Consider the following 25750-nt stretch of genomic DNA (forward strand, 5'->3'; position numbering starts at 1 on the left):
TCCATTTAGTCTAGGCTGTTAGTGGCATGGCTTTTAGTTGTCGTTAAGTCTGTTTCACTAATATTGAGGGGTTCTAAATGCCAAATATCTTCACTGTATTGGCTTATGGTTCTGTCACTTGAAAACATACCACTGGCTGCTGTATTTAAAATACTCATTTGTGTCCAGTAGGTCTGATCTGCGTAAGCTTTATCAACTTCTTTTTGAGCTGCTACATAACTTTCAAAATCGTGAGCAACAAGCCATGGATCGTGCGGGCTCTTAATTGCATTTGTTATGTCGTCAAATAAGCATGGTTCAAATAAATTAAAATGCCCGCTCTCGAGTAATTGCATCACATTCTTTAAATCGCTATTTTGCGATATTAAATGCTCTGGATTATAACGTGATTTAATATCGTCAATTTCGTGCGCTTGTGCGCCAAACAAAAAGAAGTTATCAGCACCAACAGCATCTCTAATTTCAATGTTTGCGCCATCCAGCGTGCCTATTGTCAATGCACCATTCATCATAAATTTCATGTTGCCAGTACCAGACGCTTCTTTGCCTGCGGTAGATACTTGCTCTGAGAGATCAGTTGCAGGACAAATAACTTCCATTGCGGTTACGTTGTAATTAGGCAAAAAGGCGACGCGTAAATATGGCGCAGCTTGAGGGTCTTTATTTATAACCTCTGCCACGTTATTAATAAGCTTAATAATTTTTTTAGCCATGTAATAACCCGGCGCTGCTTTACCACCTAATAGAACACAACGAGGAACAAGCCCTTGGGTATCCCCACGGCGAATACGGTCATATAAATGAATCACATGAAGTATGTTTAATAGCTGACGTTTGTATTCGTGGATACGTTTTACTTGTACGTCAAACATCATTGATACATCAAAATCGATATCGCAGCGCGCCTTAACTAAATCAACTAAACGTTGTTTGTTTTCACGTTTAGCATTTTGCCACTGCTCATGAAATGCCTTGTCGTCATAAAAACGACGTAGGTCACTAATTTTTGAAAAGTTTTTAACCCAATCATGGCCAATTTTTTCACCAATTAATTCACTTAATACTGGATTACAATGCGCAAGCCATCGACGAGGCGTTACACCATTTGTTTTGTTATTAAACTTATCTGGCCACAGTGCATAAAATTCTTTAAATAATCCCGCTTTTAACAGTTCAGTATGAAGTGCTGCTACGCCATTTACAGAGTAACTACCTACAATAGCTAAATAAGCCATACGAATTTGCGGCTCATCACCCTCTTCAATCAGTGACAATGCACGTTGCTTTTCAACATCTCCCGGCCATTGCTGTGCAACTTGTGCTAAAAAGCGTGCATTTATCTCGTAAACTATTTCTAAAATACGTGGCAATAATTTTGAAAACAACGAAACAGACCATTTTTCAAGCGCTTCAGGAAGTAGCGTATGATTTGTATAGGCCATTGTTTTAGTTGTGATTTGCCAAGCATCGTTCCAATCTAATTCGTAATCATCAATTAAAATACGCATTAGCTCTGCAACAGCAATACTTGGGTGCGTGTCGTTTAACTGAAAAACATGAAAATCAGCAAAGTCACTAAAGCTCTCGCCATGTTGGGAAACCCATTGGTCTACTACGTCTTGAATACTCGCCGATGATAAAAAGTATTGTTGGCGTAACCTAAGCTCCTTACCATTTTCGCTGCTGTCATTTGGATACAGCACCATGGTGATTTGTTCGGCTAGATTTTTTTGTGCGACGGCTTCTGAATAACTGCCCGCATTAAATTCGGTTAAATTAAATTCATCTGTTGCCTCTGATTTCCACAGACGTAGTGTATTTACGATATTGTTTTTATAACCAGGGACAGGTACATCGTACGGTACAGCTAATACATCTTGTGAGCCCATCCATTGACGGTGCTCTCTGCCAAATTTATCTGTGTAACTTTGCACATAGCCACCAAACTTCACACGTTTTGCATGCTCTGGTGCGCTTAGCTCCCATGGATGTCCTTCACGTAGCCAGTTATCTGGTTGCTCAATTTGGTTACCATCTTTAATTGATTGATTAAACATGCCGTATTCGTATCGTAGGCCATAGCCAATGACAGGCAACGCTAAACTAGCACAGCTATCTAAAAAGCAGGCTGCAAGGCGCCCTAGCCCACCATTTCCTAGGCCAGCGTCGTGCTCGGCGTCTTCAATTGTTTCTATTGTTGTGCAGTACTCTTGTAGTGCTGAGCTTACTTGTTCATCTAAATCTAGATTTAAAACAGCATTACCTAGCGCACGCCCCATCAAAAACTCAAGAGAAAGGTAAGCCGTTTTGCGGCGTTTCTCTTGCTTAATTTGTTGATTCGTTTCTCTGCAGCGGGCCACAAGTCTGTCGCGAATAGTAAGCGCTAATGCGTGATACAAATAATGCTGCGATTCACCCACCTTATCTCGGCCGAGGGTATAATAAAAATGCCGTGTTAAGTCATCTTTAAGCGTACTTTCATCAATAACGGGCCCTTCTTGCCAGCTCTTTACTACACACACTTGATCACTTTGTTTAACCATGACTAACATCCTCTAAATTGGCACTAAAAACCCAACTACTTTGTGCTGAAATTTCAACCATCGCATCTTCATTACTGCTCACAGATGCATTATGTACACTTGATAGAATCATTTGCCACGGCGCATTAATTGGCGATGGGGGCATTTGACAAAAAATTGTTTTTTCACTGGCATTAAATACAATCAGCAATGCATGATTGTTTTGCTTATCAAGTAAGCTATACATTAAAAACTGTCTGGTATCTTCATGCCAGTGAGCATCAGTCATGGTTTTACCTTGTTCGGTAAACCACTTAACGGTAAAACGCTCGTCTATATCATCTAAAAATACACTGTGTTTAAACGCACTGTGCGCACGTCTAATTTTTAATGCATCATCAATAAATCGTGTTAACGAATGATTAAGTTGAGAATCTTTCCAGGCAAGCCAACTAGTGCGATTATTTTGGCAATAAGCATTGTTATTCCCCCCTTGCGAGTGCGCCATTTCGCTACCAGCAGCAATCATGGGAACACCTTTTGAGAGAATTAAAGTAAGTAAAAAGTTCTTTTGTTGCTGTAAGCGCAGTGCGTTTATTTTAGAGTCGCTGGTAAAACCTTCTACCCCACAGTTAAACGAATGATTTGCACTGTGCCCATCTCGATTTTGCTCGCCATTAGCTTCGTTATGTTTATGCTCATAACTCACTAAATCAGCAAGGGTAAAACCATCATGACTCGTTATAAAATTAATACTATTGAGCGGCCCACGTTGGCTGTGCTCAAAAATATCAAACGATCCATGCAAACGTTTTGCAACGCTTGCAATAATGCCTGTTTCACTTTGCCAAAAACGTCTAATTACATCGCGATATTGATCGTTCCATTCTCGCCATGGCGGCGGAAATGCACCAAGCTGATAACCACCTGGGCCTATATCCCAAGGCTCACTTATTAACTTAACTTTGTTAAGCACAGGGTCTTGGGCAACTACTTGTAAAAAAGTATGTGCGGAGCTAAAGCCTGCTTTTGAGCGGCCTAAAATGGTCGCTAAATCAAACCTAAAACCATCAACTCCCATTACTTCAACCCAATAACGAAGGCTATCAAGTACAAGTTGCAGTGTTTTAGGGTGGTCAATATTTATGGTATTACCACAGCCGGTATCGTTTATATATACGTCAGGCTGGCCATCTACTGTGCGGTAATAGGCTAAGTTATCAAAGCCTCTAAGCGATAGTATAGGGCCATCCGCCCCTGCTTCAGCTGTATGGTTGTAAACAACATCTAATATGACTTCTATGTCTGCAGCATGGAACTCTTGCACCATTTGCTTAAACTCGTTTATATCGTCGTTTACCAAATAGTCTTTATGGGGCGTAAAAAAGTTAAGCGTGTTGTAACCCCAGTAGTTTTGCAAACCTTTCCCTGTTAAAAATTGCTCACTAATAAAAGAATGAACAGGCAAAAGCTCAACGGCTGTAACACCAAAGCTTTGTAAGTGTTCAATAAAGCTTGGGTGGCTTAACCCTAAAAACTTCCCTTGTAGAGGTTTAGGTATTTTAGGATGACGACACGTTGTACCTTTCACATGGCACTCATAAATAACCGTGTTTGACCAACGGTGGTTAGGCTTTTTATGCGTATACAACGTAGGAGCCGCTACTTTTGATTTAGGTATATCAATCGCATTATTTACAGTGCTTTTAGTACCGATTGGCATTTGCCCGTAATGGCGTTCACTCCAAGTAAACTCACCAAACAAGTCTTTTGCATATGGGTCTATCAGCAGCTTATTTTCGTTAAACAGTTGACCATTTTTAGGGTTATATTCACCCTCAACTCTAAAACCATAAAGCGCACCGGCGTTTAATGGCGAAATATGAATACTCCAAATACCCCCTTCGTTGATATTCATCGCCATTTTTAGTATTTCTGAATGGCCACTTTTATCAAACAGGCATACATAAGCTTGGCTCGCCCCAGGCGCATAAAGCGCGAAGTTGACCCCATTATCAATAACACTAGAGCCAAGTGGTTCTACATTACCGGGTGCTACATCAAATCGGTTACTCATCATCAACCTTTTGTAAATAAATAGTAGTTAAGCCACCAATGGCAATTGAAATACTGTGTTTAAAACCATGATTTGATTCATTTATTGCCTGAACTATCAGCGAAGAATCTTTAGTTACCTCAACGCCAGAGCCAAAAAACTGAGTATCGTCTGTATTTACAATGACCTTGTAACGCCCTTTACTCGGTACGCCAATAACGTAGTTTTCATAGGACGCGGGGGTAAAATTAGCAATAACAACCACAAAGTTTTTTGCGTTTTTAGCATAGCGAACAAAGCTTAAAATGCTCTGCTGATTATTATTGTTATCTATCCAGGTAAAACCAGCCGCGCTCGAATCAAGCTCATACAACGCGGGTTGGGTTTTATAAACGGTATTGAGCGCTTTTACGGTGTGCTTTATACCGCTGTGGCTTTGGTGCTCAAGTAAATGCCAATCGATAGAATGATCGTGCCCCCACTCTTTTCGCTGTGCGATTTCACCGCCCATAAATAAGAGTTTTTTACCCGGGTGTGCCCACATAAATGCGTAATAAGCGCGTAAATTTGCAAATTTTTGCCAATCATCGCCTGGCATTTTTTCAATTAACGAGCCTTTACCATGTACTACCTCATCGTGGCTTAATGGCAATATATAGTTTTCGCTAAACGCGTATACCATCGAAAAAGTCATTTCATGATGATGATGCTGACGATATAAAGGGTCGTGCTGCATGTAATGCAAACTATCGTTCATCCAACCCATGTTCCACTTATAACCAAAGCCTAAACCGTTGTGCTCAACACTTTGGGTGACACCCGGCCATGCTGTCGACTCCTCAGCCACCATCATAATGCCTGGGTTGTTTTTATAGCTGCGCATATTGACTTGCTTTAGGCACTCAATTGCACCTAAGTTTTCACGCCCGCCATAACAATTAGCAACCCACTCGCCTTCTTTTCGGCTGTAATCTAAATACAACATAGAAGCTACGGCATCTACACGCAGGCCATCTAAACCAAATTGATGTAGCCAATACATAGCATTTGATATTAAAAAGCTTTTAACTTCAGGACGGTCGTAGTTATAAATGTAGGTATTCCAATCAGGATGAAACCCTTGGCGCTTATCAGCATGCTCATATAAATGGGTGCCATCAAATCGATGTAAGCCATGCGGATCGCTTGGAAAATGCCCTGGTACCCAATCAAGCAAAATACCTAAATTAGCTTTGTGGCACTGCTCTACAAAGTATTTAAAGCTGTTGTAGTCGCCAAAGCGGCTGGTAGGTGCAAATAATCCAACAGGCTGATACCCCCACGAACCATCAAACGGGTATTCACTTATTGGCATAAGTTGCAGGTGAGTAAAATTCATTTCAAGGGCATAGCTAACGAGTTTGTCGGCAAGCTCTGTGTAACTTAAATAGCGGTTGTTTTCAGCCCGTTGCCATGAGCCTAAATGCACTTCATAAATACTAATTGGTGCATCTATATGGTTACGCTTTTGTCTGTTTTGAAGAGCCTGATCGCCAAGCTTTATAGGTACTGGTTTATACTGCAGTACACTTGCAGTGCCAGGTGCTTGTTGCATTTTAAATGCATAAGGGTCGGCTTTTTCGAGCACCTCTCCACTTTGCGCGGTAATTGCAAATTTGTAGCACATGTCAGCTTTAAGGCCTGGTACAAATAACTCCCATACACCACTTGCAGGATGAAAGCGCATAAAGTGGCGATTCGCTTGCCAAAAGTTAAACTCACCAATAATAGAGACACTTGCCGCATTAGGCGCCCATACACAAAAACGTACACCGTCTACGTTTTGTTGAGTACTAAAATGTGCACCAAAATGCGAGTAAGCATGTTCAAGACTGCCTTCGTTAAATAAATACATTGCCTCTGCATCAAGTGTGCTTTGGAAACTGTATTCATCATAAAAGGTAACGCTGCTATCTGTGTACTGAGCAATGCATTCATATGGCGCAGTGGGCAAAGCATCAACTTTGGCTATAAATAAGTCACTTTGCTGGTAGCGTTTCGCCTTAATACTTTTATTATTTAATGTAACACTTACGCTTATTGCACAAGGTAGATAAAAACGAATTTCAACCTCAGCATCCGTTTTATGTGCCCCTAAGAAGCTAAATGGGTCTTTAAATCGCCCTATATTTAATGCGTGTACTTGTGCATCATAACTATTTTCATTAGTTGTACTGCTCATTTAACCTTTCCTTATTGAATCGATAGCAGCTAAAAGTGAGGCATTTTTGGTAAAAATTTCTTCACTGGTATGCGTTAATACACGTCGCCAATTAGGATATTCTTTATCTGTCCCGGGGATATTAACCGGATACTTTTGCTCATCTAAGTCATCTATTTGTATTGCAAATAAACGCGATTGAGAGCCTGCTAAACACAATGCAAGTGCGCTATAAACAGTCACAGCTTCACTATGTAATAAAAGCTCAGTTGTATTGCCATGGTGATTAATAAAACGTAGTAACCTTTGTTGCTCTTCTATTCGCTGTTGCTTTAGTTGCTCGTATTCATTGCAAGTTATAAGCTTATATTGTTGCTTAATATCTAAATCATCATGTTGCCACCAGCCTGTAAATGGAGGAACATCGTGATTGGCTATCATTAACAAACAATGTGTTGCTAGCTCATCTACCGATAAAAACTCTCCACTGTGTTGTTTCTCAAAATAAAATAAGCTGTTGGAAAAAATACCGCTAGATGCCAAAGCTTCCCTAACCTCTGGCGGTACGATGCCTAAATCTTCACCAATAACAATACTCTCATTAATATGCGATTCAATTTTTAAAATGGCAAGTAAATGCTCAAACGGATAGTAAACATAACAGCCGTCTTGTTCGCCATTGCTTTCAAAGCACCACCATAGGCGCCTAATAGCCATTACGTGGTCAATTCGAAGCCCACCTACGTTTTGCATGTTTGCGCGAATGAGCGAGCGGTAAAATTGGTAGTGATTATTACTAAGGCTTTGGGGATTGAGGGCTGGGAGGCCCCAATTTTGACCTGCTTCAGCCCATGGATCGGGTGGAGCGCCTACACTTGCACCTTGGCTAAACAGCGATTGCTGGTTTTTAAATTCAGCCCCATCGCCAGCACAACCAACAGCTAAGTCGTTTATTAAGCCAATAGCCATGCCTCTCTCTGCGCAACTTTTTTGACACAGTGCAAGTTGCATATGCGCTTGCCATTGCAGGTAATAAGCAAATGTTAGGTTATCTGATTCGAGGGTATTTAACGTAGTAGAGTGAGCATTACAAAAATCAGTAAACGCTTGGCGACGCTCATCACTTGCCCTTAATTCAAACTGATTATAAAGCGCTTCAAATAACGTATACTTTATACGGCTTACATTTTCATAATCTATAAACTGATCATTACTTTTAATAAGTGCAGCGACATCATCTTGCTGCATAATGGCGTCAAGGTTTTCGTTATTTATTGCGTCTTCGCTTAGTACGATAGAAATATAAAGAGGATTTAATAAAGCGCGACTATTAGGGCTATAAGGACTGGCTCGCTCTGGCATATCAGCAAATAACAAATGCAGTGGATTAAGTAATATATAATCCATGTTATGGGAGCTGCATAGTTTTGTAAGCGCTAATAAATCGTCAAAGTCGCCAATACCAAAATTCGCTCTATTTTTTAATGTGTAAAGCTGAATAGATAATCCAGTGCGCTTTGTGTCTCCCACTTGATAGACTTGCTCAGGCACGCACCAAATTTGTGTAATAGCGTGTTGCTCACCTACCTGAACATTAGCGTCATGATAGCCAATTGGCATATTACCAATGGGTAGTGCCAGCTCAATATAGCGAACGCCATGCAAGTAATATTCACCAGTGACAGCCAAGTTATAAAGGTTATCAAATGCTAAATGCATTCCAAGTGAAGGGACATCGATATTAGCGGCTAAATATTGCTGACGTTCATCTATACGAAGCTTTAACAAACATGCAGTTTGCTCAACTAAACTCACACTAGGTACTAAATCAAGCCAAAGCGATGCATCTAAATCATAAGTTAGTTGAGCTATTCCTGCTTCATTATTTGTATCAACACCACAACATTGCAAAGCACGTTTACGCGTTTCTTCGCTAAAAAATACCTGTTCACCTGTATACTTAGTGAATTCAAAGCCAATACCATGCAGGTAAAACAACTGCGAAAGAGCATCCATTGAATCGCCTTAATTAGTGCGTTGAGTATTTACTATGCTGTTTTCTGTGCCAAATGTATTGCCGATATAACCGTCAGCTTGATGGTCGTTATCCCAAATGTCTCCATTAATCAGATAACGAAAGTGAAATTGTTGATCGATAGGTAAGCGTTGCTTAAATTTAAACACACCTTGTTTTTTATAAAGCTTCATTGGCACTGGTTTCCAATCATTAAATTCACCTAATAAGCAAACTTCTTCTGCCTCTGGATGAGAAAATTCAAAAGTAACTTCAGCTTCATCTTTTGTTTTAAAAAAACGTTTATTCAACATAGCAGGCTCCAACTAAACCAAAAAGGGTACTTAATCTTTGCCACAGGCCATACAACTAAACAAAAAGGCGATGTGGTAACCATCTAAAAATCATTAAACGTGTTATTAGTTAAACAAAACTTTATTTACGCTTTATTACAGTGCAAATAATATTTCAATTACACCAAAAAGGTGCATTAACCTTATATACAATACGCTTTAAATGATACTTAACATACAGAGCAATATTCAAACCAACAAACTATTAAAAACCTCATTAGTTCAATATATAAATATTTATAGCTGCAAATATCCGAAGAAAATTTAAAATCCTAAATTACTTTTTTTATATTACTTCATCATGGATAATACACATCATTCTAATACTCTGAAATATCATTAATTTCATGTTGAAAAAAACCATTTTAATAACTACCACCATCATTTTTTTAGTTGTAGCTGCATTTATTGGTACCTCAATTTATACCCTATACAGTAAAAAAGAAATCTCAGTTGATCCTAAATTAAAAGAAATATCAGGAATAGAATTTGATAAACAACAACGTTTATGGGCTATTAACGACGGAGGCAATGAACCAAAGCTATACAGACTCAATAAAGACGGTTCCATTGCTAAAGAAATTTTAGTTGAAAACGCTAAAAACATTGATTGGGAAGACATGACCCAAAACAAATTTGGGCACTTCTTTTTAGGCGATTTTGGTAATAACAAAAACGATCGTAGATGGCTCACTATTTATAAAATAGAAAACCCGATAGATATAAAAACAGATACGACTCAAGCAGAAATAATTAAGTTTACCTACCCCGAAATGGATGGCAGTCCTATAAAGCCTAATAACCGTAATTTTGATTTAGAGGCATTTGTAGCTCTAGGACGTCACTTATATTTATTTACTAAAAACCGCACAGAGCCATTTGATGGTATTACTAAGGTTTATAAAGTGGGCGATCATGCTGCTAATTTTAAAGCCGAGTTAATAGATTCATTTAAAACATGTACCACTTTAGAAAAGCTATGCTGGATAACATCGGCTGCTTTAAGCCCTGATCGTAAAAAGCTGATATTACTTGATTCAACCAGTATTTGGTTATTCGAAAATTTTGAGGGTGATAAGTTTTTTTCTGGCGATGTATCAAAAATTGACTTAGGAATAGTAACTCAAAAAGAAGCTGTCACTTTTTTTGATGACAATACTATTGTATTTACAGATGAAGAATTTAAAGGTATTGGCGGTAATGCTTATTTTATAAAGCTTGATGAAGCCAAAAAAGAAATTATAAGAAAAAAGCCGACCTCAGAAAAAATACATCCATAATATAATGTTAGCTAAGCAAAAGTTCCAAAGCTTAGCTAACTTATGTAAAAGGTATCGAGTTAGTTACTCTTTTCGTTTGACGAATGGAGTGCTTTTTCTACATCAACACCTAAAATCAACACTCCAATATGGCTATTATTATCTAAAACAGGAAAACTTAGCTGTACTTGAAAATGATGTGTTGATGCATCATATGTAACGCTATCAAAGTTATAGTCCTTTGACTGTTTAAATATTTTAGTAAACTTATTCTCATCTCCTTGCCAGTAATCACTGGTTAACTTACTTATTGCTATATTTTTTCCTTGGCTATCAGTCAATATAAGCTCAGTAACAACACCTTTAAACTGCGATTGCCATTTTTTAAATACCTTAGATAACGGTAAATCAAGCATAGTTAACGCATCAGCATGCCCAACGTGTTTACTTTCTTTTATCCATAGCTGGTCTCGTTTCATAATTTCAGGCTCACTCAAAGGAGACTCATTACTTATTTGAACTTCTTCGACTAAACTAGGTAAGTTTAATAAGGTTTTAGCGCTACTGTAGAGCCTATCAAGTATTTGCGTTTCTTCACTTTTTGATAGTGAAAATGGAGCTTGCGCACAAGTATTTATATTTTCATCGAACTGCTGCATAAATTCAGGAAGGCGTTTGATAAGTGAATGCGAAGCAAATAATCCCAAAGGTACATATCTAAAAAATTCTTTTTGGTACTCGTCTTTATTGATCCCTAGCTTAGAGGCTGCTAATTCAAAATCGTCTAAATCAAGTAGGATTCTATCAATCCGTTTATGGTGCATTACATTTACTATTTCTTCTAATGAATTTACTTCTACCTCAGCAATAATATTCTGAGTTTTAAACCAATTTGCTTGATAACTTCCTCTTACTGCACCATAACGCATTTTATTTTTTGGTTTATTAATGCTCTCTGGGTGAGTGAACCAGTACCAGCTTTCTAAAAAAATGGGGGATGATATACGTCCATAAGCTTTCATTTCAGGCATTAAATGGGTTGTGAAATATCCATCTAAGCGCTCTAACTTTACTTCTCGACGTGCACGTAACCATGGCAAGGTTTGTAGCTGAAAAGGCGCTCCCATTTCAAATAAAATACACTCGACTTGGTTGACTGCATTATTAGGAGCTGTGGTGGGTAAGTTTGTCCCAAACTGGAGAGGCCCAGTTAAACCTAACAAAAGAGTGAAAAGATATGCGGGCATAATCCATTGCTAAATAATGTACAAATTAAAACAAGTATAGTCATGCATATAAAAAAGTATTAATTTTCTTTACAAAATTTTGTACCTTATCAATAGCTTCAATATTTAAATCTATGATTTATTGCTATTAACTTATAAAAAGCACGCTTAAATATTTAAATTAATGCATTTATATCTAGGGTCTGTTTATCTTTGTGGATAAAAATTTGTTCAAACTAGGTGCTATTTAATTGCGGCGCAAGATTTATAAGCTAGTGTGCTCGATAACTGCTCCTGCGTTATTCTAATTGCTTACATCCATGTAAGAATAAATAAAAACCGAGCAAAGCTTCCGCGCCCTGCTCACGCCCCTACCCTACGTCCATGTAGGCAACCAAGAGTAAATAGCGCCTAGGGATAACCTTTTGGCGGCTGTTAATTTAACCTTGAAGGTTCAACAGACCCTAGCCTTTCTATTATTGACCTAGAGTATACCGAGTGTTCACTTAACGACTAAAACAAAAAACTCACTGACTCTAGCGCTTAAATTTAGTTTCTAAAATAACAGAAGATGTTGTGCGCTCCACCCCATCAAGATTTCCTATATCGTCCAACAAATGACTAAGCTGTTCTAAATTTTGAGCCTGTACCACCGCAATTAAATCAAACTCACCACTTATGGCATATAGCTGTGAAATAGCATCAATTTGCTTAAGCTCAATGTTTGTTTTAGTCGTTAATTTTTGTCTTACTTTTATAGACACATGAGCTGATACCATTTTACTAAGGTAGTCGTCACCGTAATCAACGCTGTAACCTTTAATCACACCGGTTTCTTCTAATTTGAGCATTCGGCTCTGTACTGTTGAACGAGACAAGTCAAGCATTCGCGCAAGATCAGAAATACTCGCTCTTGCATTTGTTTTTAGTACAGAAAGTAGCTTTTCATCTTGTGGAGTTATCATAATGGTTATTTTCTTCGTTATTTTGACTTTTATTTTAATCATTTTTCACAAAATAGCACTGCAATTTTAACAGCTAACCTTCGATAATGACCTCTATAAGAAATAATAACGTGTTTGCTGAAGAATAAAGGCTATATTCTTCTTTGAGTTAGCAACTAATCTTTTATCTAAGCCCATTAAATTTAGGTGTAAAAATGCAAGTAACAAGAGACTTATTTAACGACGTAATGGTACCAAACTATAACCCATCAGCAATTATCCCAGTTCGTGGTGAAGGTTCACGCGTTTGGGATCAAAATAACAATGAGTTCATTGATTTTGCCGGTGGTATTGCCGTTAACTGTTTGGGTCACTGTCATCCTGCATTAGTTAAAGCATTAAAAGAGCAAGGCGAAAAAATTTGGCATTTATCAAATGTTATGACCAATGAGCCAGCACTTCGTTTAGCTCAAAAAATGGTTGAAGCAACATTTGCTGATAAAGTTTACTTTGCAAACTCAGGCGCAGAAGCAAACGAAGCAGCCCTCAAGCTAGCGCGTCGTTATGCATTGGACGTATATGGCGCTGAAAAAACGCAAATTATTGCATTTAATAAAGGTTTCCATGGTCGCACATTCTTTACAGTAACTGTGGGCGGGCAAGCGGCTTATTCAGATGGCTTTGGTCCAAAACCTGCTGACATAGTACATTGTGATTTTAACGATATAGCGGCATTTGAAGCGCTGATCAGCGATAAAACATGTGCTGTTATGATGGAACCATTACAAGGTGAAGGCGGTATTATTTCACCAACAGATGAATTTGCTAAAAAAGTACGCGAACTTTGTACTAAACATAACGCGTTACTTATTTTTGATGAAGTACAAACGGGTGTTGGTCGCACAGGCGATTTATACGCTTATGAAGGTTTAGGGGTTGTTCCTGACATTTTAACAACGGCAAAAGCATTGGGTGGTGGTTTTCCTATTGGCGCTATGATCACTCGTACACCTATTGCTGAGCATTTAAAAATTGGTACTCACGGTTCTACTTATGGCGGAAACGCACTTGCTTGTGCTGTGGCCGAAGCGGCATTTGATACAGTAAATACACCAGACGTACTAAACGGTGTTAAAGAGCGCGAGCAATTATTCCGTGACGGATTAAACGCAATTAACGAAAAATACAACGTATTTAGCGAAGTACGTGGTAAAGGCTTATTAATTGGCGCAGTACTAAATGACAAATTTGAAGGCCGCGCACGCGACTTTTTAATAGCCAGTGCTAATAATGGTTTGATGAATCTTGTAGCGGGTATGAATGTAATTCGTTTTACACCGTCTTTAATTATTCCGTTTGAAGATATTAAAGAAGGCTTAGCGCGCTTTGAAAAAGCCGTTAGCGACGTAGTAAACGGTTAATATAGTTTAAATTAGCACGCCTAATGGCGTGCTATTGGAGCAAGCAATAAATGCAAGTATTACGTCCTATTACTGCCAATGATTTTGACGCGCTTAAACAAATAGCAATTGAGTCAGGTCATGGGTTTACCTCTTTACCTGTGGACGATACACAGCTTAAAGAAAAAATTGAACGTGCTGAAAAAAGCTTTGCCAAAAACATTAACCAGCCACTTGATGAAAGCTATTTATTTGTTTTAGAAGACAGTGAAACAGGTGACGTTATTGGCACAACCGCTATAGAAGCCGCGGTAGGTTTATCGGTGCCTTTATATCATTATCATTTGGGTAAAACAGTACACCACTCGCCTACTTTAAATGTATATAACACCGTTGATATTTTAAGCATGTGTAACGACTACACTGGTTGCTCAGAAATATGTACATTATTTTTGCGCGAAAATAGCCGTAAAGGCCTAACGGGTCGATTTTTATCTCGTTCACGCTTTTTGTTTATGGCTCAGCACAGCGAGCGTTTTGCCGATACTGTTATCGCAGAAATGCGCGGTGTTAGCGACGAAGACGGTCATTCTCCTTTTTGGCAATGGCTACAAGAGCACTTTTTTAGTATCGAATTTCCACAAGCGGATCACTTAGTTGGCTTAGGCGATAAGGTGTTTATTAGCGAGTTAATGCCTAAGTACCCTATTTATGTGAACTTGCTTAGTAAAAAAGCCCAAGCAGTGATTGGGCATGTGCATGAAAAAACAAAACCTGCGCTAAAACTATTAGAAAAGGAAGGTTTTGAGCACAGAGGCTACGTTGACTTATTTGATGCAGGCCCAACAGTTGAAGCAAAGCTTGGAAATATTCGCAGCATTCGCGACTCTCAAGTTTGCCCTGTTACGATTGGCGAGCTTGATCACATATCACAAAATAGCTCTGATACGCTGGCCGTATGTAATCAAGGCGTAAGTGGCTTTAGAGCGACATTTACCAAAGAAGCACACTACAATCATGCAAAACATACCCTCGTCATTAGCCAAGATGTGGCTAATGCGCTTAATTTAAGCCAAGGAGATGCAGCGCGATTTTTCCGCCTGTAAATAATTTATGAATACACACCTAATTAATAATCAGTGGCATGTGGGACTTGGCCCAGCATTTGAGTCAACCAATCCAAGTAATGGCGATGTGGTATGGCAAGGTAATGGCGCAAACGCCCAGCAAGTAGGTTCTGCTATAAAAGCAGCCAGAGCTGCGCAATTACAATGGGCAGACAAACCGCTTGAAGAGCGTATCGCCATTTTAGAAAACTTCGCAGCACAATTAAAAGAACACAGCGAAGAATTTGCTACTATTATTGCACGCGAAACGGGTAAGCCATTATGGGAAACCCGCACCGAAGTGGGCGCAATGACAGGCAAAGTAGCTATATCTGTAAAAGCGTACCATGAGCGTACAGGTACAACCGAAAACCCAATGCCCGGTGCTAAAGCGTTTATTAGACACAAACCGCATGGCGTTGTGGCTATTTTTGGTCCGTATAACTTTCCGGGGCATTTACCAAACGGGCATATTGTTCCTGCAATTTTAGCCGGTAATACCGTTGTATTTAAGCCATCAGAATTGACTCCGCACGTTGCTGAATTTACCCTCTCACTTTGGTTAAAAGCAGGTTTGCCAGCGGGTGTTATCAACCTTGTCCAAGGTGAAATTGAAACAGGTAAAGCACTTGCATCTCATAAAGATATAGATGGCTTGTTTTTTACCGGTAGTTCAAACACAGGTCACTTATTACATAAACAGTTTGCAGGACACCCTGGCAAAATTTTAGCACTTGAAATGGGCGGCAATAATCCTCTTATTGTAAAAGATGTGAGCGATATAAGCGCCGCTGTACACGATATTATTCAATCAGGCTTTATTACCTCAGGTCAGCGCTGTACGTGTGCACGTCGCTTATTTATTGAAAAGTCGCTCAATGGCGATGCTATTTTAGAAAAGCTAATAAGCGCAACTAAAAACATAGTTGTAGACGACAGCTTTGCTACAGAGCAGCCTTTTATGGGTGCAATGATAAGCGAAAAAGCAGCACTGGGTATGGTCGCCGCGCAAAGTGAATTAGTCTCAAAAGGTGCACAAATCCTTGTTGAACTTAAGCAATTAAAACCAAGCACGGGCTTTGTAAGCCCGGGCATTATCGATGTAACAAACATTACCAACATGCCAGATGAAGAACATTTTGGACCGCTAATTAAAGTATATCGCTTTGATGACTTTGACAGCGCAATCATTGAAGCCAATAACACAAGCTTTGGTTTATCTGCAGGTTTACTTAGCGACAGTGAAGATGACTACACTCACTTTTTAAAGCGCATCCGTGCCGGTATTGTTAACTGGAACCGCCCTATTACGGGTGCCTCAAGTGCAGCTCCATTTGGCGGTATTGGCGCCAGTGGTAATCACAGAGCCAGTGCCTATTATGCCGCCGATTATTGCGCATACCCTGTAGCATCTGTTGAGTCAGACAAAGTGAGCTTACCGCAAACCCTAGCGCCGGGCTTAATAATTGAATAAGTAATAAAACCAAATTTTAGATTTAAGGACTTAACATGCATACTGATGTAAATACATTATTTAATAACCTTTGGAAAAATTACTTAAACGTAACTCCATCGGCAGACAAAATTCATGACCTTTTAGGGTCAACGCAAAAAGATGACATCATTAACGATCATATTGCGCTGCGTACATTTAATATTGAAAAAGTGGGTCTTGAAAAACTCGCAGCTCACTTTCTAGCTATTGGTTACAAAGAGTGTGGTGAGTACCACTTTGAAGCTAAAAAACTTTACGCAAAGCACTACGAGCATAGCGACCCTAATCAGCCAAAAGTGTTTATCTCTGAACTGTTAGTAGAAAAATGCTCGCCAGAGTTACAAGCCATCGTAACTGACATGGTAAGCCAAATTGATGAAAGCGCAGTAACTGCTGATAACTTTTTGTATTCAGGCACGCATTGGCAAGTAAGCACCGATACTTACAAACAACTGCTAGCTGAAAGCGAATATGCAGCGTGGATGTCGGCGTGGGGTTACCGTGCCAATCACTTTACCGTAAACATTAATACGCTTGCTAAGTTTGATAACATTCATGATGTTAACCAAGCCCTAAAAGACGCGGGCTTTTCGCTTAACACGTCAGGCGGCGAGGTTAAAGGCTCACCAGAGGTGTTACTAGAGCAATCGTCAACACTTGCTGATGAATACTCTGTTACCTTTAGTGACGGTGATATGAGCATTCCTAGCTGTTTTTATGAGTTTGCTATTCGTTACCCTAAAGCAGACGGCGAGCTTTATACAGGTTTTGTTGCAGCCTCAGCTGACAAAATATTTGAAAGTACCAACGCTCGATAATAAAACCTAAAGTACTTTATCTTAAAAGCCCGTTATGGGCTTTTTTTATGTCGGTAAGTTATGTTGATTAATTACAAAAATAACGGTTTATAATCGTTTTCTAGCTTTTCAAACGATAAGTCGCCAATAAAGCGGCCAAAGCTCAACCACGTTGCCAAACCACGTAAATCTTTAAAGTGTGGTGGTACAAATTGCGGGCTCTCTATCACACCTAAGTCATGAAGTTGCGATATTAATCTAAAATCATCTATCGATATTTTACCCACGAGTAATAAAGGGAGCCTATCGATTCGACCAAGCTGTATTGCTACGCGTATTAAGTTATAAACGAGTACAAAGCCTTTAATGTAAGCAATATCTTTTGTAAAAGGCAGACCTGTTGGCGTACTCCCTCTAAATACACGCTGCGCGAGTGTGTAGCTGTCATCTTTTGATAAACCTTGCGCTACGTAATCACGGTAAATATCTACAAACTCGGCACCATCAATTACCTTTGTAACCGCTTGAATACGATTTACTAATTTAGATAAACGCCTTGGGGTCGATTTTAATGTAATAATTTCGGTAAGTACCGCTAAACCTTCTTGGGTAATAGTGGAGCTTGGCGTGCCTTTACTTAAACATGTTAAATACGGCTGTGCTAAACCATTTTGAGTGGTGCCCACGTGTATCCAGCCTTCGTGAACTTCTAAAATATCCAGTTCCCGCTGAGAAAATTTAACATCTTGATTAAGCTTAATATTATTAGCACCGGCGGCTGCATCACTGACAATACCATCGCTAAGCATTACCTCTACGTTTATACCTGCCATACTAGCGTTTACTTGCTCAGACAAAATACGTACAGCATCAACAGCATCAATATTTTTAGGGTCGTCAGGCAGTATGTCGGCTATTAGTAAATTTTGCAGCGGTTTATCTAGCATATTAGCTAGCTCAGAGAGTGAGGGCTCACCGGCATGGAATAAGTCTTTAGGGTGACCAAATAACTCCACCGATAAGTCATGAAATTCTGGCGTACCTCGATATTCAAGCATACTTAATACCGTTTTATACTCAGTGCACATTTTTCCCATATATTGAGCAATCGGATTTAACTGCCCCAGTTGGTTAATAATGTTACGGTGCAAAGTAGAAAACGCTTGGCGTAACTCGCTAGGTACAAAACCAAGGTCGCGCTGTTGATAGTATGCACGATCGATAAGTGGGTTTTTTTGACATTTCTGTCTAAAAAACTCTTCTTTAGTTTGTTTATCCCAATTAATAGCATCAAGTATCCTAATAGGCGTTTGCAATGCAATTAATTGATCCGATAACTCACGAGTTTTTAGTAGTAACGCCTTGTCTATCATGGTGTAAGCTCAACAATAAATGAGTTTTGAGCATAATTTAAAAAAGCTAAATTACAAAGCAATATCACACTTTTTTAGCTATTGTTTTTAAGATGATCGACCCTCATATCTGTATCGTATGAGTTATCAAATAAAAGGCATAAAACATGAAAAACGAACTCGACAATAAACAGATTTTAGCCGTGTATGAACGTATAATTCAAAAAGGTGAAATGACTGATGAAGGTAAGCATTATCAAGGCGTTACTGCTTATTCAGACGTAGATGGTTACACAGTATACCTACAAGGTAGCGGCGTAGAGCTGCGCTTTGGTTTTCATAATACTTACCACCTTGACTATGAACATGAAAAGCATAAAGACGACTTTTTGAAAAAATTATATAACATTGCAAACGAGAGCTAATGCACCCACGAAAACTCAGACACCGCCCTACCAGTAAGCTCAATACTACTTTTATAAACCAAGTAGTAGAAGAGCTTAGATCTGATCCAAGCAAAGTCTCTATTATTCAAGACAATTTAGAACAGTACCGTGCTCAAACTCATTTAAAGCGTGGTTTTTTACTGGCTATAGAGCGCTTTGATTGGGTTTTTGAAGCAAGCAAAGATATTGATTTCATTTGCCAGCAAATTTTAGCTGATGACTACATTGGCAATAGACTAAGACGTTACCCCCTACTTTTTAAAGGCGTTATTAATAATGCCTAACCTTTCAATACCAAGCGCTTTAAAGCGATAAAACCACAAAGTTTACTCTCCATATAAATTTATTAGAGCACTAAGCAATTGCAGGTTTAGTGTTCTTTTGTATCAAAATAATACTATTAGTACTCTAACTATTATTGTTCTAATGGTTTTTTGACATTTTATTCATTTATTGCTGTAAACAAATCATTACTATTATTAAATTTAAAAATTAGATTCTCAAACTACTGTTTTAAATGAAATTAAACAAATAAAAACCACATCTTCTTTGTCCTATTAATTGCTCTTTTATTAATGATTAATCTACATTTTGGCATCTAGGTATTTACTTCAGCCTTGAATTGTTAGAGCTATTACCTTAAGCTTATGTTTATTGAACGTTCAATTAATAAAAATTATGCCTAAAGTTGGAATGGAACCTGTCAGGCGTCAGCAGCTAATTGACGCAACTATAGAATCTGTTGCGACGAATGGATTACAAGGAACGACTATAAACAGCATTAGTAAAAATGCAGGTTTATCGTCGGGTATTATTAGTCATTATTTTGGTGGTAAGCAGGGGTTAATTGAAGCCACGGTTAGATACTTACTAACAAGCTTAAAACAAGACTTGATAGGCAAAGTAAATCATCAAACAAATGCGACTGAACGTTTAATGTTTATTATCGAAGCCAACTTTGCGCTTGTACAACAGCGTAATGATACAACCCGAACGTGGTTAAGTTTTTGGGCGCAATCGATGCATGATGAAGAATTACACCGACTACAAAATGTAAACAGTAAACGCTTGCAAAGTAATTTAGCATTTTCTTTTAAACAATTAATGCCTATTGAGCAAGCAAATCAAGCTGCAGAACTTAGCGCCGCAATGATCGATGGCCTATGGTTAAGAGCAGTACTGAGTAAATCAGACAATAATCAGTTTAAACACTGTGAAAAGTTAGCAAAAAGCTATGTACTTTCACTTATCAAGCAATATGGAGCCTAGCGTGACTACACCTGTCTATCAAAATTTTATTAACGGCCATTTTCTTGCAAACCAGAACGGCAAAACATTTGATGTAACAAACCCAGCAACGGGCGAGGTTATTTACGCAGTAGAAATTGCCGACGAATTTATTCAAAACGCAGCCATTGCCAGTGCAAAGCAAGGTTTTGCACAGTGGTCAGCAATGACACCTATTGAACGTAGTCGTATTTTATTAAAAGCAGTGGCTATTTTACGCGAGCGCAATGATGAGCTAGCACTTGTAGAAGTACTCGACACCGGCAAACCAATGCAAGAAGCTAATTGTGTTGATATTGAAACCGGCGCTGATGTAATTGAATACTTTGCAGGCCTTGCGCCAGCACAAGTAGGCCAACAACAAATGGTTGGTGATGACTTTTACTACACACGTAAAGAGCCATTAGGTATCTGTGCGGGTATAGGTGCATGGAACTACCCACTACAAATTGCATGTTGGAAGTCGGGCCCTGCCCTTGCTGCTGGTAATGCATTTATATTTAAACCATCTGAAGAAACACCACTTGGCGCTATTAAACTTGCAGAAGTATTTGTTGAAGCTGGTGTACCTGCAGGTGTGTTTAATGTTGTTCAAGGCGCAGGCGATGTAGGCCAGTGGCTAACGCAGCATAGCGATATTGATAAAGTATCGTTTACGGGTGAAGTAGGCACAGGTAAAAAAGTAGTAGCGAGTGCTGCCGGTACGTTAAAAGATGTCACGATGGAACTTGGTGGTAAATCTCCACTATTAGTATTTGATGATGCCAACATAGAGCAAGCGGTTAGCGCTGCTATGTTAGGTAACTTTTATACGCAAGGCGAAATTTGTACTAACTGTACACGTATTTACGTTCATAAAAATGTATATCAGCAGTTTATTGATGAACTTAAAGCGCGCACTGAGAAAAACATTATTGCTGGCGACCCACAAGATTTAAATACAAACTTTGGCGCACTTATCTCTAAAAAGCACCAAGAACTAGTAATGAGCTACGTTAATAAAGGCATCGAAGAAGGTGCAACGCTATTAACTGGTGGTACAACGCTTTCACCTGAATCTGCACCTAATGGCTATTTTGTAGCACCAACTGTGTTCATTGATTGCAACGACGATATGACAATCGTTAAAGAAGAAATATTTGGCCCTGTAATGAGCGTGCTTGTTTTTGACGACGAAGACGATGTTATTGCACGCGCTAACGCAACCCACCTAGGCTTGGCCGCAGGCGTATTTACTAGCGATATTAAACGTGCGCACCGCGTTATCCATAAGTTACAAGCCGGTATTTGTTGGATTAATGCATACGGTAACTCACCTGCTGAAATGCCTGTTGGCGGTTATAAGCAATCGGGTATTGGCCGTGAAAATGGTATACAAACTCTTGATCAATACACGCAAACTAAGTCTATTTATGTTGGTATGGCCGACATAGAAAGCCCATTTTAAGGCGCCCTACTATGAGTAATCATTACGACTATATTATTGTTGGCGCGGGTTCGGCGGGTTGTGTTTTAGCAAACCGTTTATCTGAAGATTCAAGTAACCGCGTGTTACTACTAGAAACTGGCGGTAGTGATAAAAGTATTTTTATAAAAATGCCAACCGCGTTATCTATTCCTATGAATAGTGACAAATATGCATGGCAGTTTCATACGCAGCCTGAGCCTCATTTAGATAACCGTGAGATGCATTGTCCTCGAGGCAAAGTATTAGGTGGTTCGTCATCTATTAATGGCATGGTATACGTACGTGGCCACGCAAAAGATTTTGACGAATGGCAGCAACACGGTGCAAACGACTGGGATTACCAATCGTGTTTACCGTATTTTCAAAAAGCAGAAAGCTTTTATCTTGGTGAAAATACTTACCGTGGTGGCAAAGGCCCGCTTGGCGTTAATAACGGCAACGAAATGAAAAACCCGCTTTACCGCACCTTTATCAAAGCAGGTGTACAAGCCGGTTACGCGTCTACAGATGATTATAATGCGTCGCAGCAAGAGGGTTTTGGCCCAATGCACATGACCGTAAAAGACGGCGTGCGCAGCTCTGCTTCGCGTGAGTATTTAGACCCTGTTAAATCGCGTAGTAATTTAACAATTATTACAGGTGCGCTAGCACAGCGCGTGATTTTAGATGGTAAAAAAGCCACTGGCATTGAATACAAAGTAAATGGCGACGTTAAAACAGCACATGCTGCAAAAGACGTAATATTAAGTGCAGGCCCAATCGGCTCTCCACATATTTTACAACTCTCTGGTATTGGTGATACTCAAGCGCTTGAAAAAGCAGGCGTTGAAGTACAGCATCATCTACCTGGTGTTGGTCAAAACTTACAAGATCATCTTGAGTTTTACTTTCAATACAAGTGTAAGCAACCTATCACGCTTAACGGCAAACTAGGCATTGTTTCAAAAGGGTTGATTGGTGCGCGCTGGTTATTAACGCGTTCGGGTTTAGGTGCAACGAATCATTTTGAATCGTGTGCGTTTATTCGCTCAAAACCAGGTGTTGAATGGCCAGATATTCAATATCACTTTTTACCAGCGGCTATGCGTTACGATGGTAGAAGTGCATTTGCAGGTCATGGTTTTCAGGTACATGTGGGTCATAACAAACCAAAAAGTCGCGGTAGTGTCACTATTGCTTCTGCGAACCCTGAGCAACCACCAACCATTTTATTTAATTACCTTGAACACCAAGACGATATTGAAGGCTTTAGAGCGTGCGTTCGCTTAACACGCGACATAATCGAACAAAGTGCCTTTGATGAATACCGCGATGAAGAAATTCAACCAGGTAAACATATTCAAACAGATGAAGAAATAGATGCCTTTGTACGCCAAGCCGTAGAAAGTGCCTACCACCCTTCTTGCTCATGCAAAATGGGTGAAGATGATATGGCCGTTGTTAATTCAAATACGCAAGTACATGGTATTGAAGGATTACGTGTTGTTGACTCATCTATATTCCCAACAGTTCCTAACGGAAACTTGAATGCGCCTACTATTATGGTTGCCGAAAAAGCAGCTGACATAATTTTAGGTAAAGAACCATTACAGAAATCGGATGTGAATGTTGCCATAACAACAAACTGGCAAGAAACACAACGTAGTACGGAGATCTAACTTTAGCCACATGCTTAGGTTTAGTCTCGTCGGGCTAAACCAATGCGTGCCTTGCAGTGGCACACGATGTAAATAGGTTACGTTGTGTTAATGCGAGAATAAAACAATAAAATACGGAGTGCTTATGAATTATTTTTATTCATTACTGGAGGGTAACAATGACTATTTGGCTTAATGCAGGCATCATTTTTACCTTACTTGCTATTATCACTATTTTAATTAAATGGGGTAATGTTCGCGTAGTAGGTGTAACACCAGTTCGAACCTTTACCTTTATAGCAATACTATTTACTTCTGGCCTAGATGTTGGCCTTATTATGTTTCCTTTAACTGAGTTTGCAGGTTATGCAGACATAAAAGCAAGCCCAGAATACGCGTTTGCAAATCCACTGGCTATTGAGTTTGGCTACTGGGGATTTTTGATCTGGGGATTTTACTTTCTTACGTGCTTTTATTTCTGTGTAATAGAACCTAAAGTGAAATTTTTCGAAATTCCTTGGGTTAAATTTATCAATAACGTTGTAATTATTGGTACATGTGCATTTACCGCTTATTTGCTGCTTACAAACCTACCGTGGTATTTACCCGAATTAGGCGATGGAACAAGTATAGTTTCTGAGTTTTACTTAATTGTGTTTGCTGCTATCTGTTTTGCTGTGTACTCAAGTACTGATATTAAATATGTACGTATTTTAAGTATTTCTACTACATGGTTATTCTTAGCTTTAATCGCCTTTATGTGGACTGGCGCATTTGTGATAGGTGATGGTCAAATGTCAGCATTTACAGATAACTTAGGTTCTATTGGTACTTACTTTGCAAACATTAATGAATTTGTTTTACCGCTTAATGATTACCATGAGTTTTACTTATTCTGGTGGTTTGCGTGGAGCATAATGATTGGTCAATTTACATCACGCTTTGTTGGTGGACTTAAAACATACCAAGTATTAGGTGCAATGTTGATTTTCCCTTCTATTCCTATTGCGATTTGGTTTAGCGTACTTTATCACTACCATGAAGCGGGCATCCCAACTCAAGGTATTAAAAACTTCGCTATGGTATTTGTAGGTATTGTATTTGTAATTAACTCACTTGATTCGTTAGTGCGTTTATATACAGATAACCTAAACTTTACCGTAAAGCGTTTTGGCAAAATGAAATACATAATCGGAAATGTTGTTGCTCTATCATTACTTACACTATTGTTTAAATTAGAATTTTTACAAATTCAGTGGGTAGGCGCATTAGTTATCGGCTTGTTCTTTATCTGTGCAGCCTTTATTGGTTACAGTAAATTTAAAACAGTAACGAATATAGATAGCTCACCAAAAGCAAACGCAATTGATTACACAAAAATAGACACAGTACACTAGGGATTAATAATGAATAACAAACTAAAACAACTTGTAGTAGCACTACCATTTGCACTTTTATCAACAACTGCAGCAGCTGATTGGTCAACAACAATCACTGCAGCGTCTGACTACACTTTTAATGGTGTAACACAGACCGATAGCGACCCTGCAATTCAAGGCAGCTTAGATTATGCCTTTGATAGTGGTGTTTACGCTGGTGTTTGGGCCTCAAACGTAGATTTTGGTGACGACACTGATTTTGAGCTTGATGCTTACTTAGGTAAATATGTACAACTTGATGAGCAATTCAGCGTTGATTACGGTATCGCTTATTACACTTATCAAGGTAATAACAGTGACGGTAACTACGCTGAAGCTTACACTAAGTTTGGTTATGCAAGTGAATACGGCCAAACTGAGCTTAACTTTTGGTATAGCTGGGATTACTTTGGAACAGGTGCGGGTCATGTAATTTCAATGGTTGCTCACACTTATGAACTAGCTCCAAATCACGCACTACGTGCAAGTTTTGATATTTCAAACTCACTTGATGGTGAAAAGTGGGCTTGGGATACAAACCAGAAAAAATCGTACAAGCACTACCGCCTAGCTTATCAAACAAGCTACGAAGGTTTTGGTATTGAAGTGGCTGCTGAAAACACTAGCTTAGATTACGATTATGCTGATGAGCGTATTGTACTTGCTGTTTCACGCACATTTGATCTTTAATACATTAATTACTGATTAAACAAAAAATGCCACTCTATTTAGAGTGGCATTTTTATTTGTAAAATAACTAACTAACTAAC

The 25750-nt window shown here is 39.1% G+C and carries 20 protein-coding genes; 12 read left to right on the forward strand and 8 right to left on the reverse strand.

The genetic code is table 11. From position 1 onward, the window contains the following. Positions 1–5: 5 nt before the first annotated feature. The 5 genes from H5089_RS13670 to H5089_RS13690 are packed head-to-tail and all read right to left on the reverse strand — an operon-like array spanning position 6 to position 9106. Positions 6–2543: a glycogen/starch/alpha-glucan phosphorylase gene (locus tag H5089_RS13670; RefSeq protein ID WP_182712438.1), complete on the reverse strand. Its 2538-nt coding sequence runs from the start codon at positions 2541–2543 to the stop codon at positions 6–8. Next, positions 2536–4599, reverse strand: coding sequence for a glycogen debranching protein GlgX (gene glgX, locus H5089_RS13675; protein WP_182193805.1), 2064 nt, complete (start codon positions 4597–4599; stop codon positions 2536–2538). The genes H5089_RS13670 and glgX overlap by 8 nt, the downstream gene beginning before the upstream one ends. Then, entirely contained in the window at positions 4592–6799 is a 2208-nt protein-coding gene (glgB, locus tag H5089_RS13680; protein ID WP_182712439.1) for a 1,4-alpha-glucan branching protein GlgB, read from the reverse strand. The genes glgX and glgB overlap by 8 nt, the downstream gene beginning before the upstream one ends. Continuing rightward, on the reverse strand, positions 6800–8794 hold the full coding sequence (gene malQ / locus H5089_RS13685) for a 4-alpha-glucanotransferase (RefSeq protein ID WP_182712440.1): 1995 nt from the start codon (positions 8792–8794) through the stop codon (positions 6800–6802). It lies immediately after the preceding gene. A gap of 9 nt (positions 8795–8803) precedes the next feature. Then, complete coding sequence (locus tag H5089_RS13690; protein ID WP_024595450.1) at positions 8804–9106, reverse strand: isoamylase early set domain-containing protein; 303 nt, start codon at positions 9104–9106, stop codon at positions 8804–8806. A gap of 386 nt (positions 9107–9492) precedes the next feature. Between H5089_RS13690 and H5089_RS13695 the strand changes: the two genes are divergently transcribed. Then, positions 9493–10425, forward strand: a complete 933-nt coding sequence (locus tag H5089_RS13695; RefSeq protein WP_024595451.1) for a hypothetical protein — start codon at positions 9493–9495, stop codon at positions 10423–10425. Positions 10426–10484: 59 nt separating this feature from the next. Here H5089_RS13695 and H5089_RS13700 read toward each other — a convergent pair whose 3' ends face one another. Together H5089_RS13700 and H5089_RS13705 are read right to left on the reverse strand one after the other, a co-directional pair. Further along, a complete protein-coding gene (locus tag H5089_RS13700; protein WP_165724042.1) occupies positions 10485–11651 on the reverse strand; it encodes a cellulose-binding family II protein in 1167 nt (388 codons plus the stop codon). A 515-nt stretch (positions 11652–12166) separates the two neighbouring features. Beyond that, a complete protein-coding gene (locus H5089_RS13705) occupies positions 12167–12595 on the reverse strand; it encodes an Lrp/AsnC family transcriptional regulator (RefSeq protein ID WP_002958609.1) in 429 nt (142 codons plus the stop codon). Positions 12596–12789: 194 nt separating this feature from the next. Between H5089_RS13705 and H5089_RS13710 the strand changes: the two genes are divergently transcribed. Genes H5089_RS13710 through H5089_RS13725 form a run of 4 tightly spaced genes read left to right on the forward strand, consistent with a single transcriptional unit; the run spans position 12790 to position 17393 of the window. Continuing rightward, positions 12790–13995: an aspartate aminotransferase family protein gene (locus tag H5089_RS13710; RefSeq protein ID WP_182712441.1), complete on the forward strand. Its 1206-nt coding sequence runs from the start codon at positions 12790–12792 to the stop codon at positions 13993–13995. Between the two features lie 50 nt (positions 13996–14045). After that, the gene (gene astA / locus H5089_RS13715) at positions 14046–15080 is read left to right on the forward strand and encodes an arginine N-succinyltransferase (protein ID WP_138490431.1); all 1035 of its coding nucleotides are present in this window, start codon (positions 14046–14048) and stop codon (positions 15078–15080) included. A gap of 7 nt (positions 15081–15087) precedes the next feature. Continuing rightward, positions 15088–16554, forward strand: a complete 1467-nt coding sequence (gene astD / locus H5089_RS13720) for a succinylglutamate-semialdehyde dehydrogenase (RefSeq protein ID WP_182712442.1) — start codon at positions 15088–15090, stop codon at positions 16552–16554. A gap of 35 nt (positions 16555–16589) precedes the next feature. Then, entirely contained in the window at positions 16590–17393 is an 804-nt protein-coding gene (locus H5089_RS13725; RefSeq protein ID WP_024598144.1) for a DUF1338 domain-containing protein, read from the forward strand. A gap of 71 nt (positions 17394–17464) precedes the next feature. Here the strand turns inward: H5089_RS13725 and H5089_RS13730 are convergent, their stop codons facing one another. Continuing rightward, positions 17465–18745, reverse strand: a complete 1281-nt coding sequence (locus H5089_RS13730; RefSeq protein WP_008169642.1) for a flavohemoglobin expression-modulating QEGLA motif protein — start codon at positions 18743–18745, stop codon at positions 17465–17467. Between the two features lie 146 nt (positions 18746–18891). Between H5089_RS13730 and H5089_RS13735 the strand changes: the two genes are divergently transcribed. From H5089_RS13735 to H5089_RS13765, 7 genes are all read left to right on the forward strand, one after another. Then, on the forward strand, positions 18892–19149 hold the full coding sequence (locus tag H5089_RS13735) for a DUF3081 domain-containing protein (RefSeq protein ID WP_008169639.1): 258 nt from the start codon (positions 18892–18894) through the stop codon (positions 19147–19149). Next, positions 19149–19454 (forward strand): hypothetical protein, encoded by a 306-nt coding sequence (locus H5089_RS13740; protein WP_182712443.1) that lies wholly within the window; start codon positions 19149–19151, stop codon positions 19452–19454. Before H5089_RS13735 ends, H5089_RS13740 begins: the two co-directional genes overlap by 1 nt. Before the next feature lie 409 nt (positions 19455–19863). Further along, positions 19864–20439 carry a transcriptional regulator BetI gene (betI, locus tag H5089_RS13745; protein ID WP_024603276.1) on the forward strand — a complete coding sequence of 192 codons (576 nt, stop codon included), beginning with the start codon at positions 19864–19866 and terminating at the stop codon, positions 20437–20439. A gap of 1 nt (position 20440) precedes the next feature. Further along, positions 20441–21904 (forward strand): betaine-aldehyde dehydrogenase, encoded by a 1464-nt coding sequence (gene betB / locus H5089_RS13750; RefSeq protein ID WP_182692882.1) that lies wholly within the window; start codon positions 20441–20443, stop codon positions 21902–21904. An 11-nt stretch (positions 21905–21915) separates the two neighbouring features. After that, complete coding sequence (gene betA / locus H5089_RS13755) at positions 21916–23583, forward strand: choline dehydrogenase (RefSeq protein WP_182712444.1); 1668 nt, start codon at positions 21916–21918, stop codon at positions 23581–23583. A 158-nt stretch (positions 23584–23741) separates the two neighbouring features. Beyond that, a complete protein-coding gene (locus H5089_RS13760; RefSeq protein WP_182712445.1) occupies positions 23742–24959 on the forward strand; it encodes a BCCT family transporter in 1218 nt (405 codons plus the stop codon). Between the two features lie 9 nt (positions 24960–24968). After that, the gene (locus H5089_RS13765; protein WP_024603578.1) at positions 24969–25670 is read left to right on the forward strand and encodes a TorF family putative porin; all 702 of its coding nucleotides are present in this window, start codon (positions 24969–24971) and stop codon (positions 25668–25670) included. Positions 25671–25750 lie beyond the last annotated feature (80 nt).

It is taken from the genome of Pseudoalteromonas sp. SR45-1, assembly GCF_014163655.1.
Lineage (GTDB): Bacteria > Pseudomonadota > Gammaproteobacteria > Enterobacterales > Alteromonadaceae > Pseudoalteromonas > Pseudoalteromonas distincta.